Source organism: Paeniglutamicibacter sulfureus (assembly GCF_039535115.1).
Lineage (GTDB): Bacteria > Actinomycetota > Actinomycetes > Actinomycetales > Micrococcaceae > Paeniglutamicibacter > Paeniglutamicibacter sulfureus.
The window spans coordinates 300,808-313,926 of sequence record NZ_BAAAWO010000001.1 but is presented as its reverse complement, the minus strand read 5'-3'; the positions used below and the strand labels follow the sequence as shown (position 1 = coordinate 313,926).

At 66.8% G+C, this 13,119-nt stretch carries 11 protein-coding genes; 5 read left to right on the top strand and 6 right to left on the bottom strand.

What is annotated here, in order from left to right; all coding sequences use genetic code 11:
• The first annotated feature begins 47 nt into the window (after window positions 1-47).
• Window positions 48-722 carry a YigZ family protein gene (locus tag ABD687_RS01385; protein ID WP_302266250.1) on the top strand — a complete coding sequence of 225 codons (675 nt, stop codon included), beginning with the start codon at window positions 48-50 and terminating at the stop codon, window positions 720-722.
• Window positions 719-1,858 (top strand): class I SAM-dependent methyltransferase, encoded by a 1,140-nt coding sequence (locus ABD687_RS01380; protein ID WP_302266249.1) that lies wholly within the window; start codon window positions 719-721, stop codon window positions 1,856-1,858. Before ABD687_RS01385 ends, ABD687_RS01380 begins: the two co-directional genes overlap by 4 nt.
• Before the next feature lie 30 nt (window positions 1,859-1,888).
• Here the strand turns inward: ABD687_RS01380 and ABD687_RS01375 are convergent, their stop codons facing one another.
• Window positions 1,889-2,680, bottom strand: a complete 792-nt coding sequence (locus ABD687_RS01375; RefSeq protein ID WP_302266248.1) for a PIG-L deacetylase family protein — start codon at window positions 2,678-2,680, stop codon at window positions 1,889-1,891.
• A 106-nt stretch (window positions 2,681-2,786) separates the two neighbouring features.
• Between ABD687_RS01375 and ABD687_RS01370 the strand changes: the two genes are divergently transcribed.
• From ABD687_RS01370 to ABD687_RS01360, 3 genes are all read left to right on the top strand, one after another.
• The gene (locus tag ABD687_RS01370) at window positions 2,787-3,356 is read left to right on the top strand and encodes an isochorismatase family protein (protein ID WP_264269161.1); all 570 of its coding nucleotides are present in this window, start codon (window positions 2,787-2,789) and stop codon (window positions 3,354-3,356) included.
• 131 nt (window positions 3,357-3,487) lie between these two features.
• On the top strand, window positions 3,488-4,786 hold the full coding sequence (locus ABD687_RS01365; protein ID WP_302266246.1) for a S8 family peptidase: 1,299 nt from the start codon (window positions 3,488-3,490) through the stop codon (window positions 4,784-4,786).
• Window positions 4,779-5,045: a hypothetical protein gene (locus tag ABD687_RS01360; protein WP_302266245.1), complete on the top strand. Its 267-nt coding sequence runs from the start codon at window positions 4,779-4,781 to the stop codon at window positions 5,043-5,045. The genes ABD687_RS01365 and ABD687_RS01360 overlap by 8 nt, the downstream gene beginning before the upstream one ends.
• Before the next feature lie 157 nt (window positions 5,046-5,202).
• Here ABD687_RS01360 and rpsA read toward each other — a convergent pair whose 3' ends face one another.
• The 5 genes from rpsA to polA form a co-directional block, all read right to left on the bottom strand.
• Window positions 5,203-6,669: a 30S ribosomal protein S1 gene (rpsA, locus tag ABD687_RS01355; protein WP_264269164.1), complete on the bottom strand. Its 1,467-nt coding sequence runs from the start codon at window positions 6,667-6,669 to the stop codon at window positions 5,203-5,205.
• Window positions 6,670-6,851: 182 nt separating this feature from the next.
• The gene (locus tag ABD687_RS01350) at window positions 6,852-7,772 is read right to left on the bottom strand and encodes a polysaccharide deacetylase family protein (protein WP_310287909.1); all 921 of its coding nucleotides are present in this window, start codon (window positions 7,770-7,772) and stop codon (window positions 6,852-6,854) included.
• Window positions 7,773-7,776: 4 nt separating this feature from the next.
• Complete coding sequence (locus ABD687_RS01345; protein ID WP_302266243.1) at window positions 7,777-9,072, bottom strand: GNAT family N-acetyltransferase; 1,296 nt, start codon at window positions 9,070-9,072, stop codon at window positions 7,777-7,779.
• A gap of 53 nt (window positions 9,073-9,125) precedes the next feature.
• The gene (locus tag ABD687_RS01340) at window positions 9,126-10,430 is read right to left on the bottom strand and encodes a GNAT family N-acetyltransferase (protein ID WP_302266241.1); all 1,305 of its coding nucleotides are present in this window, start codon (window positions 10,428-10,430) and stop codon (window positions 9,126-9,128) included.
• Complete coding sequence (gene polA, locus ABD687_RS01335; RefSeq protein ID WP_302266468.1) at window positions 10,430-13,060, bottom strand: DNA polymerase I; 2,631 nt, start codon at window positions 13,058-13,060, stop codon at window positions 10,430-10,432. Before polA ends, ABD687_RS01340 begins: the two co-directional genes overlap by 1 nt.
• Between the last annotated feature and the right edge of the window lie 59 nt (window positions 13,061-13,119).

The window sequence follows — 13,119 nt, the reverse complement described above, 5'->3', positions numbered from 1 at the left end:
AGGCGCGGCGGGCACGCGGAGGCGCAAAACACTAGACTGATCAGGTAATGGACAATGATTCGGTGGCGACGGCCTACACGACGGTGGACGGCGACTTCGCCGCCGAGCTGGAGATCAAGCGCTCGCGCTTCATCACCTACCTGCGCCGGGTCGATTCCGAGGCAGCTGCCCGCGCCCTGGTCGCCGAGTTGCGCAAGAAGCACTTCGACGCACGCCACCATTGCAGCGCCTTCATCCTGGGCCCGGACCGCACCGCGATGCGCAGCAACGACGACGGCGAGCCATCGGGCACCGCCGGCATCCCGATGCTCGACGCGCTGGCCAAGCGGGAGACCGCGCCCGGGACCACCGACCTCTCCGACATTGCCGCAGTGGTGGTGCGCTACTTCGGCGGGATCCTGCTGGGCGCCGGAGGTTTGGTGCGCGCCTATTCCGAGTCGGTGTCCACGGCGCTGGACGCTGCCCCGCTGCTGCGCCGCGAACGCCTGCGGATCCTGGGCGTCGATGCGGACTACGCCGCTGCAGGCCGGCTGGAAAACGACCTGCGCGCCGCCGGCATCCAGGTCCTGGGCACCGAGTACGGGCCACGGCTTGCCACGCTGCGGGTGGCGCTCAATGACCAGGCACCGGTCCTCGCGGCATTCGCCGACCGGTTGGCCAGCCTCAGTGCCGGGGCCAGCACCGCAACAAACCTTGGAACCGAATGGGTGGATGTCCGATGAGCCTTGACTTCGAGAAGTTGCGCCGCTGGCCCGACGTGGAGGCGGAGAACCTGCTGGCCGTCGATGCAGCGGACAGGCTGCTGCTGGATCTGGCGGCCGAGGCCGGATGGCCGGGCGAGCCAGGCCGGGTGGTGGTCCTGAACGACCACTACGGCGCGCTGGTCCTCGGGGCGCTGGAGGCCGGGGTGCGCGGGCTGCGCGGGCACCAGGACGCACTCACCGGCGTCCGCGCCATCGACGCCAATGCCCACACCCTGCTGCCGGAACTCACCGGTGAATACCGGCACCTGCCCCTGGGCCGCGAGCTGCTTGAAGGCGCCGCCCTGGTGTTGGTGGCATTGCCCCGGTCGCTGGACGCGCTGGAGGAAATGCTGGCGTTCGTCGCAGAACACGCCGGGCCCGACGTCACGGTGATGGCCGCCGGGCGCATCAAGCACATGAGCCTGTCGATGAACGAGGTGCTGGGCCGCTACTTCGCCTCGGTCACCGCCTCGCTGGGACGCCAGAAATCCCGGGTGCTCACCGCCACCGCCGTCCGCCCGGTGGCCCAGCGCCCCGCAGCGCGCTTTCCGCTGCGGGCCGGCCACGACCTGGGGTTGCCCGAACCGCTGCAAGTGCGCGCCTACGCGCAGACCTTTGGCGGAGCCAAGCTGGATCCCGGGACCCGCTTCCTGCTCGAGCACCTGTCGCTACCGGGCGACGCGCAGCATGCCGTGGACCTGGGCTGCGGCAACGGGACCATTGCCGCGTTTTTGGCCTTGGGGCATCCGGGCCTCACGGTGCGTGCCTCCGACCACTCGGCCTCGGCCGTGGCCTCCACGCGCGCCACCGCGGCCGCCAACGACCTCGCCCACCGGATCACCGCGGTGCAGGACGACGCCTTGGCCTCGCTGCCAGACGCCTCCGAGTCCTTCGTGGTCCTGAACCCGCCTTTCCACATGGGCAACACCGTGCATGCGGGGATCGCCCTGAAGCTGATTGCCGATGCCGGACGGGTGCTGGCACCCGGCGGGGAGCTGTGGTGCGTCTGGAATTCGCACCTGGGCTACCGCGGGCAACTGGAAAAGCTGGTGGGACCCACCCGCCAAGTCGCGCGGAACCCGAAGTTCACCGTGACGGCGTCGACGAAGAGGTAGCGCTCCGTCCGGGCCGCGAACGCGGGGGGTTCAGAGCCCCTGGAAGAGGTCCGTGAGCAGAGGTTCGCCGGCGGCGCGGCTCGGCCAGGCCATGACCGAGGGCTCGCGCGAAACCACGCGCTGCCACCGGCCGACTGTCACTCCCGGGTCCATCAGCACGTCCCGCTGGCTGCGGTGTTCCAGCAGCCCGGCGACCACGCGCCAGGACACCGTGGAGGTGTCGACCTCGATGTCGATGGACTCGTCCGGGACCGGGCGCAGGTGGTATTCGATCGTCGGATCCCACACCACGGCACCGGTGCGCCGGCGCACCGTGTTCCACCGTTCAAAGACCGAGGCGCGGATGGCGCCATGGACCAGGCGCCGCAGTCCGGGCCCCGGAACCTCGCGGGCACGCCTGAACGCCTCGTCGGTGGCGGCCCCGATGGCGATGTGGTCGCGATGCCCGGTGATCCCGTCCGGACCGAAGGTCGCCACCACCTGCGGCCGTTCCTGCAACAGGATCGTGCGGACCCGCGCAACCAGTTCCTCGAAGTCGACCTCCGCCAGACGCCCGTCGTCGTAGCCCAGCCATTCATGGCGCACCGGGATGGTGCCGTGGGCACGCCACGCGTTGGCACTTTCCTCCCGCCGCCAGGCGCCGAGGGTTCCCGGGGTCACCGGCACGCCGGCCGAGATTTGGCCGGCAGCCCCGTCGGTCGCCAGCACCAGCACAAACCGGAATCCGGGGTCGTGTTCGTGCATGGCAATGGAACCCGCGCAACCATACGCATCGTCGTCGGGATGGGCAACGACGACCGCGATGGTATGCGGCTCGTTCATGGGGCAAATTCTAGTCCCGGCCGACACCGCGCAACAGTGCGGCGGGCACGGCCCTTCCGCGGGCGCGCCGTCACCCGCGTCCGCCAGGGGGTGCAATACTGCTTCCATGGACGAGTCACTTGAAGGAACGAAAACCGCACTGGTCATCATCAACATGCAAAACGGCGTGATGGAATACTGCGTGCACCCCAAGAAGGTCATCTCGCGCATCCAGGACCTCCTGGCCCGGGCCCGCGACACCGGCACCCCCGTGTACTGGGTGCAGGATGAACGCGAATTCGAGCGCCACTCGACGCCCTGGCGGATGGTCGCCGCACTGGAGCCGCTGGACGGGGAGCACCGGATCCACAAGTCGTACCGCGATGCCTTCACCGGCACCGGGCTGCACGCCTCCCTGATCGCCGGGGACGTGGGGCGACTGGTGGTCTGCGGCGCGCAGTCGGATTATTCCCTGCGCACCACGGCCGGACGCGCGGCGGCCATGGGCTACGACGTCACGGTGGTGCGCGATGCCCACACGACGGGGGCGTCGACCTTCGAGGGCCAGAGCCTGACAGGGGACCAGATCATCGCACACACCAACGCCTACTTTGCCTCGCTGGACTACCCCAACCAGGATTTCTCGCTGGAACGCTCAGAGGAGGTCGGGTTCCGCCCCGTGGTGTTGAACGACTGAACCGTTCGCCCTACCCAAGGCCCCCTTCCGGGCTGTAGGGTGCTAGAAACTTGTCACGCAGGAGATCCAACCCAGGGTTGTCGTGACGGCCACCGCCGGACGGCAACGCACCCCGCATAGAGGAGCAAGCCTTGTTCATTTCCGACGAATCCCCCACAGCCAACGCCGCCACTCCCGTCCCCGGACGGTACGTGGTCGTCTTTGCCGACCCCCACCCCTCCGCCGGGGAGAGGTTCGGCGCCCGCACGCTCCAGGAGGAGGTGCCGACCATGCTGGAACGGGAGGGCTTCTCGCTGGACACCTACTTCCCGCGCCTCGGGGTGGCTGTCGTGGGCGGGGAATCAGCCCAGCTCGGTGAACTGCAGGCCCGCTGTGATTCGCGGAACATGCCGCTGAGGATCGTCCCGGAACTGATGTACCACATCCTCTCGAGCCCGGCCCCGGAGCCGGGCATTGCTGCGGGACCGCCCTTCGCAGACAACGACGAGCTGACCTGGGGCCTGCAGGCGGTACGTGCCCGGGAGTCCGGCTACACCGGGCGGGGGATTCGCGTTGCGGTGCTGGACACCGGTTTTGACGCCGCGCACCCGGATTTCGCCGGACGCGACGTCACCACCATGTCCTTCATCGAGGGCGAGGATTCCCACGACGGGCACGGCCACGGCACCCACTGCATCGGCACGGCCTGCGGACCGCGCCCGTTGCCGGGAGCCAGGGCCTACGGCGTGGCCCCGGAGGCCTCCATCTTCGCCGGCAAGGTGCTCAGCAACGAGGGTTCGGGTTCCGATACCGGGATCCTCGCCGGCATCGACTGGGCCCTGCAAAACGACTGCCACATCATCTCCATGTCGCTGGGTGCCGACGTGCGGGAGGTCCACCCGCCCTATGTCGCCGCCGGCCACCGTGCCCTGGAGCGCGGGACCCTCATCGTCGCCGCGGCCGGCAACAACGCCCGTCGGTCGGCGGGCAACCCGGGATTCGTCGGCGCACCGGCCAACAGCCCCTATATCCTGTCCGTCGCCGCACTTGACGAAAACCTGCTCGTCGCCGACTTCTCCGCCCGCACGTTGCCGGGCCGAGGGGGCCAGGTCGATGTCTCCGGCCCCGGAGTGAAGGTCTATTCCTCCTGGCCCGGTGCCCAGCGCTACAACACCATCAGCGGCACGTCGATGGCTACCCCGCATGTTGCCGGCGTTGCGGCGCTCCTGTCCGAGGCCACCGGTTACCGGGGCAGGGAACTCTGGGCGGAACTCGTCCAAGAGTCCGAACGGCTCGAACAATTCTCCGTCGACGTCGGGGCGGGCCTGGCGCAAGCTCCGCCACCGATCCGGGAGCAGGCATCTGCGCCGGTGCCCGAACCGGTGTCCGAACCGGTGTCCAGTGAACCTTCGGAGGATGACGCATCTGAAAGCTTTTACGGCCATGGGTGATGACCCGGGGCAACAGCCCGCGGAAACCGTCGGCTACATCGTCACCGTGCAGAGCCAGTACCTGGGCCGGGTGGAGGAAGTCACCGGGCAGCTCGAATCGGCAGGCATGACGGTCGAGAGGGTGCTCGGCACCCTCGGCCAGATTATCGGCCGGGCCGAGGAAGCCAAGCGCACGACGCTGGCCGGGGTGGAAGGCGTTCAATCCGTCGACCCGGAACGGCGGTTCCGCATCAACCCGCCGGATAGCGACATCCAGTAGCGCAGGAGGGCTTGGAGACGCCCCGGGCGAATCCGCGACCTCCGGGGCCACACCGCCCACGCCACCGAAAAATTGCAAGAACCCCCGCTCCATTGCTGGAGCGGGGGTTCTTGTCGTCTACTTCAGGTGGATCAGTGATCCATCAAAAGTTCGTTCCTTAGGAACCGGCAAGCTTCTCGCGCAGTGCGGCGAGGGCCTCGTCGGAAGCCAGGGTACCTGCCTCGGTTGCCGGAGCATCCGAGGAGTAGGACGAGGAAGCGGACTCGGCCGGAGCCGATTCTGCTGCAGCGTCGTCGGCAAGGTGCTGTGCAACCTGCTTCTTGTGGGCTTCCCAGCGGGTCTGGGCGTCAGCGTACTGCTGCTCCCAAGCCGAACGCTGGGTCTCGAAGCCTTCGAGCCACTCGTTGGTCTCCGGATCGAAGCCCTCCGGGTACTTGTAGTTGCCCTCTTCGTCGTACTCTGCGGCCATGCCGTAGAGAGCCGGATCGAATTCGGCACCTTCCGGATCGACGCCCTCGTTGGCCTGCTTGAGGGACAGCGAGATGCGGCGACGCTCGAGATCGATGTCGATGACCTTGACGAACAGTTCGTCGCCAACGGAGACGACCTGCTCTGCAAGCTCCACGTGGCGCACGGCCAGCTCGGAGATGTGCACGAGGCCTTCGATTCCGTCTTCGACGCGCACGAATGCACCGAACGGAACAAGCTTGGTGACCTTACCCGGAACAACCTGCCCGAGGGCGTGGGTGCGGGCGAAGGTCTGCCACGGATCTTCCTGGGTGGCCTTGAGCGAGAGCGAAACACGCTCGCGGTCCAGGTCGACCTCGAGAACCTCGACGGTGACTTCCTGGCCAACTTCGACAACCTCGGACGGGTGGTCGATGTGCTTCCAGGACAGCTCGGAAACGTGGACGAGGCCGTCTACGCCGCCAAGGTCCACGAATGCACCGAAGTTGACGATGGAGGAAACGACGCCGGGACGAACCTGGCCCTTTTCCAGCTTGTTGAGGAACGTGGAGCGAACCTCGGACTGGGTCTGCTCGAGCCAGGCACGGCGGGAAAGAACAACGTTGTTGCGGTTCTTGTCCAGCTCGATGATCTTGGCTTCGATTTCCTGGCCGATGTACGGAGCCAGATCGCGCACACGGCGCATTTCGACGAGCGATGCCGGCAGGAAGCCGCGCAGGCCGATGTCGAGGATAAGGCCGCCCTTGACCACCTCGATGACGGTGCCGGTAACGACGCCGTCTTCTTCCTTGATCTTTTCGATATCGCCCCAGGCACGCTCGTACTGAGCACGCTTCTTGGACAGGATCAAACGACCTTCCTTGTCCTCCTTGGTGAGGACGAGGGCCTCGACGTTGTCACCGACGGCGACAACGTCGCCCGGGTCAACATCGTGCTTGATGGAAAGTTCGCGGGAAGGAATGACACCTTCGGTCTTGTAACCGATGTCGAGCAGAACTTCGTCGCGGTCAACCTTGACGACGATGCCTTCGACGAGGTCGCCATCGTTGAAGTACTTGATGGTGGCGTCGACGGCAGCGAGGAAGTCTTCAGCAGAGCCAATGTCGTTGATTGCAACGACCGGGGCACTGGTCTTCTCGTTGGAGGTGATGGTCATGTAGTAGGGACTCCGATGTGGATAGTCTGGGTGAGTCGGTCAGCCGGAAGTCCCGGCATATTCCGAATTTAGAATGGGTGCGGGCACGGCAGTAGCCGAAACACGCCCCCTCAGTCTATTCCCCCGGACCCGCAGGGTCAAAACGGGAACCGACGTTCTTGTCAAGTCGTCCCGGTCCCGTGTCAGGCGAAGGCCTCGGAAAGCTTCATGAGGCGCAATTTCCTGGATTCCAGGGAATCCAGTAGGCGCGGAAGGGCCTTGGCAACGCCCGCCGCAGTACCGGAGGACGGGCGGTTGAAATGGCCGATCCCCACGTCACGGGCTCCCAACAAGGCAGTTTGCGCCGCGACGCCGGAAGCGGGGAACGTTGCGCCGGCATCCAGATTGACGGTGAAGTTCATCGGGACAAGGCTCAGTTCCCTGCACATGGCGGCACCCAAGACGTCCATGTGGGCGGTGCCGGAACGGAAGAACCTGGCCTGGATCCCGAAGGTGTCGGCCAGATAGTGCTGATTGCCCATGACCTCGTCGTATGCTTCGGCGATGGAGGCGGTACCGCGGATTCCGTATGCGGCCTGGCCCCTGCTGCCCAGAGGCGCGTGCGAGGTGCCGTGGTTGGCTATCTCAAAGAGTGGGTCCGCAGCGAGTTCGCGCATCAGCGATATGTTGGCTGCGGCCCACCGGCGATTGACGAAAAGCGTGGCGGGAGTGCGATGCGCACGCAGCTCCTTGATCAGCCTGGCGTCGTAGCCTTCGCCATGGAGTCCCCCGCAAGCGTCGAAGGTGAGGGCAGCGCCGCGCGCCGCAGCGGGAAGATCAAGTTGGATGCCCTGGGCCTCCAGCCCGAACGAGCCCGCCGGTTTCCCCGCAAAGGCGGAAACCATCGCTCTCCGGCTGGGCACGGCCATGGGAGCGCTCGGCGCCGGGGTCGGGGCCGGTCCGGGCGCCGAAGCGGAGGGGGAAGCAGTAGGCGCGGGGCCGGTTCCGGGCAGGGACTCCGGGTCAACGGCGCATGAGGCCAGCATGGAAGTGCCCATCCCGACAAGGGCGGCGAGCATGGTGCGGCGACCCACTTGGGGGTCGTTGGAAGCCAGGTTGGTCATATATCTAGAAATCCGCCTGGCAGTAGGGAATCGTGGAGGTGGCGAACAGGGAATCGAGGGTCCGGACGGCACCGGGAACATGGATCTTGAGCACACCGGCCTGGGCCAGGTGCGCAGCGCTGAACCCGCCGAGGTAAAGCGAGGCAAGGTCGCGGACATCCACGCTCACATCCGGTTCACCGTCGTCCGGGAGCCGGCGCACGTCGGCCGTCAATTCCTCGACGCGCAGTTCCCAGGTTCCATCGGCCATGCCCAGGGAATCGTGCACGCGCAGCCGGATGTGCCCGTCGCCGGCGTAGGTGCGCGCCTCCAGCGCGGTCTCCAGGTCCAGGATCCGCAGCCACAGGTGGTCCCCGAGCGCGGTGGCCTTGTAGGCACGCGCGTTTTCCAGCGCTGTCGGCAACACGTCATCGACGGGTCCGCGCCCGGCGATCTTTTCCACCAGGTCGTGGGCGCCGAGGTAGGCAACCAGCTCACGGCGGGCGGCACCCGATGCGGTGCACATCTGGCCGATTTCCATGGTGGGCGGGTCGACCTTCCACCCGGAAAACTGGTAGCTCATGAATCCGTCGGGCTTGCCTTCCGCGTCCAGGTGCAGGGCTGCGCGCAGGTTCTTGACCGGCTTGAGCGAGTCGTAGTCCTCCCACTGGCCAGCGGCCTGGCCCACGTCGAACTGGGTGGCGCTGATGGAACCAAGGGTGTGGGCGTGTGCCGCGGCAAAGATGGCAGGGGCGTACTTCTTCAGCTCCTCCGGGGCAACGGCAACGACGCTGCCTTCAGGCTCGACGCGCAGCGACGCGCCCTGCCGGGTCTTGAGCGTGTAGCGGGCACGCTGGGTGGCGCGGCCGAAGCCGAAGCGGCCGTAGATGGTGGCTTCGGAGGCGGTCAGCGCCGCAAACACCGCGCCCTGCTCGCGGGCCGTGGACAGGTCAAGGGTGATCATCCGGCGCAACAGGCCACGGCGACGGTGCGTGGGACTGACGGTGACCGAGGTGATCTGGTGCACCGGCATCAGGTTTCCCCCGCCGATGTTCAGCGTTCCGGGAAAGGCAGCGTAGGTGGCGACGGGAGCCGCTGCGTGCAGCGAGGGCTGCACCGCAGAGTCGTCGTAGACGGCGGTGAACGTGGTGTTGTCGGCGATTTCCAGCCCCGCCAGGATCTTCAACTCGTCGGCATCCAATTGGGATTCATGGAATCCGCGGCTGACCGCCTTCAGGAATTCGACGGTCGCAGCGGACGGTGCACCGTCGACAAGCTCGGGCTCGAATCTTTCAATGCGAATCGCGGCATCTTCACTCATGATCGTGGCGTTTGCTTCCTGGTGTCGGGGGCAGGGCAGGCGTTGGCGTGGAGCTAGAAACCGTTGATGGCGTGGGGTACGCCCGGCAGGTCCAGCAGTTCGGACAATGCGGCAGGTTCTGCCGGCAGGGCGCGTTCGGCGGGTTCCAGCAGACCGGCGGAGACCAGGTCCCCGATCCCGCAGGCGCCGAGCAGCAGCGGGCCCAGGGCAACTGCACCGCAGGAGAAGTCGGCCGGTCCGTCCTCGTCCAGTTCGGTGACCTTCGCCCGCCCGTCGCGGATCGCAAAGGCGTAGGACCCGGCAACCAGGCCCTGCGGGTCGGCGACGCGCAACGTGAAGGTCCCGGATCCGCGGTACTCCCGCGCGGCGAAAGCCGCGGGGACATCCAGCACCCGCACCCACAGGCAGTGTTCGCGTCCGGTGTAGCTGACCCGCGAGGGGTCCTCCAGCGCCCAGCCCAGCGGGTCGTCTGCGGCGGCGAATGGATGGCTGATGCGCTCGATCAAATCGACGCTGGACAGGAAACGGAAGATCTCGCGCCGGGCCACCTCGGTGGTGGCCACCAGGTCACGGACGTTCAGCGTCAAAGGCTTGGAATCCCAGCCGGCAAACACATACGTCACGTATCCCTGGATCTCCCCCGCCGGATCCAGGTACACGGCGGCACGCAGCTTCGGATCCGGGTCCGGCCCCTCCTGGCCCCAGCGTGCAGTGGCATGGCGGAGATAGGCTTCCTGGCGTCCGACCGAGCCGCGGCGGGATGCGTGGAACGCCTCGAAGACGGGCCCGGCAACCGTGCCCAGCACATGCGGCGGAACCTGCAGCACCGATCCGCTGGCCGCTGCGTGGAAGCGCACGTCCCCGCGCACATCCAGGTGCAGGGTTTGCTGCTCGGTGACCCGGCCGAAGCCGAACCTGCCGTAGATCGTCGCCTCGGACGCGGTCAGCGCGGCCACGGGGTAACCCGCGGCCTTGGCCCGGGCGAGGTCCCCGGTCATCAGTTCACGCAGGATGCCGCGGCGGCGGTGCGTGGGACGCACCGTGACCATGGTGACCAGGTGCGCGGGGACCAGGGACGCCCCGACGTTCAGCGTCTTGGCGAAACTGGCGTAGGTGGCCACCGGCACCAGCGGGTCCACCCAATCGGCGGGCAGGGAATCGTCGTAGACCCCGGTGAGCACCCGCGCATCGACCTCGTGGGCTTGGAACATCTGTTCCACCTGGTCCGCGGTGGCGGGCTGCTGGTGGAACCCCTCCCGGCCCGTGTTCAGCCAGGCGGCATACCCGCCGGACGCGGCGCCGGTGTGGGCGTCGCGGGCCAGCGGGACCTCCTCGATGCGCAGCTGCCGGGTGAGCATCAGTGCCCGGCGTCCTGCCAGGACGTGCCGATGCCCACGTGCACATCCAGGGGCACCTTGAGCTCCGCGGCGGCGCCCATCCTTTCCCGCACGATCTTTTCGACTTTTTCCAGTTCGCCGGCGGCGACCTCGAGGACGAGTTCGTCATGGACCTGCAGCAGCATGCGGGATTTCAGGCCGGCTTCGGCCAGGCCTTCCTCGACGCCGAGCATCGCACGCTTGATGATGTCGGCGGCCGAGCCCTGGATCGGGGCGTTCAGCGCCGCGCGCTCGGCGATGTCGCGCAGCTGGCGGTTGTCGCTGGCCAGCTCCGGCAGGTAGCGGCGGCGCCCGAAGATGGTCTCGGTGTAGCCGTCCTTGCGGGCCTGGTCCACCACGGCGCGCAGGTAGTCGCGCACCGCGCCGAAGCGCGAGAAATAGTCCTTCATCAGCGTGCGCGCCTCGTCGACGGAGATCTTCAGCTGCTTGGACAGCCCGAAGGAGCTCAAGCCGTAGGCCAAGCCGTAGCTCATGGCCTTGACCTTGGAGCGCATTTCGTTGGTGACATCGGCAGGTTCGACGTTGAAGACGTGCGAGCCGACGAAGCGGTGCAGGTCCTCGCCGTCCTGGTAGGCCTGGATCAGGCCCTCGTCCTCGGAGAGGTGCGCCATGATGCGCATTTCGATCTGCGAGTAGTCGGCAGTCAGCAGCGTCTCGTAGCCCTCGCCCACCACGAAGACCTCGCGGATGCGCCGGCCCTCCTCGGAGCGGACCGGGATATTCTGCAGGTTCGGGTTCAGCGATGACAGGCGCCCGGTGGCAGCGACGGTCTGTGCGTAAGTGGTGTGGATGCGGCCGTCGGAAGCAACGGCCTTGCGCAGGCCCTCGACGGTCTGGCGCAGCTTGGTCGCGTCGCGGTAGGCCATCAACGCGACAAGGAACGGGTGCCCGGTCTTGACCAGGAGGTCCTGCAGGGACTCGGCGTCGGTGGTGAAGCCGGTCTTGATCTTCTTGGTCTTGGGAAGGTCGAGTTCCTCGAAGAGGACAACTTGCAGCTGCTTGGGGCTGGAGAGGTTGACCTCGTGGCCGATGGCCCCGTAGGCCTCTTCGGTGGCCCGGTTGATGGTCACGGTGAAGTCTTCGTAGAGCCCGTCGAGCTTGGCGGTGTCGATGGCGATGCCGGACATTTCCATGCGTGCCAGGATCAACGACAGCGGCATCTCCAGCTCCTTGAGCAGGGCATCTCCCCCGCGCTCCACGAGCATGCCGGCCAGGTGCTGGCTCAACTCGCGCACCGCGTGGGCGGCGCGGACCGCCGGGGTGGCAAGATCCGGGCCCTCGAAGTCCAAGGCCAGCTGGCCGCTGGCCGGTGCCTTGGAATCGTCCAGCGAGATGCGCAGGTGCTGCTGGGCGATGTCCGGCAGGTCGTGGCTACGGCGGTCGGGCTGGATCAGGTAGGCGGTGATCATGGTGTCGTCGGTGACTCCCGCCAGCTCAAGGCCGCGGTTCTTGAGCATCTTGTAGGTGCCCTTGAAGTCGTGCACGGCCTTGGAGTGGCTGACCGAGGACAGCACCTTGGCCAGTGCCTGCTCTGTTTCCCCGTCAATTTCCTCGAGGGAGACGTAGGCGGTGGCGTCCTTGGAGGCGAACGCCAGCCCGACCACGTCGGTGCCGCCGACGCCCCCGACGGTGGCCGCGTGCACGCCCAGCAGCTGCGCGCCGTGAGCGGCGAACCATGCCTCGAGCGCGGCTGCGCCGCCGAGCATCTCGTGGGCGGGGATCTCGGCTTCCTCGGCGGCATCCTGCGGATCATCACCGAAAAGGTCGAAGAGGCGCTTGCGCAGGGTGTTGAACTGCAGCGCGTCAAAAAGTTCTTCGACGGCCTCGCGGTTGGGTCGATCCAGGATCATGGCCTCGAGGGCAACCGGCAGCTCGAGGTCGCGCAGCAGGTGGTTCAGGCGGCGGTTGCGGGTGACGTTTTCCACGTGTTCGCGCAGCGAGTCGCCGACCTTGCCCTTGATGGCATCGATGTTTTCCAGGATGCCCGGCAGCCCGCCGTAAAGATTGATCCACTTGGCGGCGGTCTTCGGTCCCACCCCGGGCACCCCCGGGAGGTTGTCGGCGGTTTCGCCGACCAGGGCCGCGAGGTCCGAATACTGTTCGGGACGTACGAAGTACTTCGCCTCGACGGCGTCCCCGTCCATCGGCGGGATGTCGGAGATCCCCTTCTTGGGGTAAAGCACCAGGGTCTTTTCGGTGATCAGCTGGAAGGCGTCACGGTCACCGGAGACCACCAGCACGTCCAGGCCGGCGGCTTCGCCCTGTGCGGCGAGGGTGGCGATGATGTCATCGGCCTCGTAGCCGTCCATGGTGATGGTGGGGATGTTCATGGCTTCCATGACCTTTTGGATCAGGTCGATCTGCCCGTGGAATTCTTCGGGCGTCTTGTTGCGCCCGCCCTTGTATTCGGTGTACTCCAGTGAGCGGAATGTGGGGGTGTCCAAGTCGAACGCCACGGCCACGTGGGTGGGCTTCTGCTGGCGGATCATCGTCAGCAGCATCGACACGAAGCCATGCACCGCGTTGGTGTGCTGCCCGGTGTCGGTGGAAAAGTTTTCGGCCGGCAGGGCGTAGAAGGCACGGAAGGCCATGGAGTGCCCGTCAATGACGAGCAGGCGCTGGGGTTCGGTTGCCACAAGTTTGGTTGATT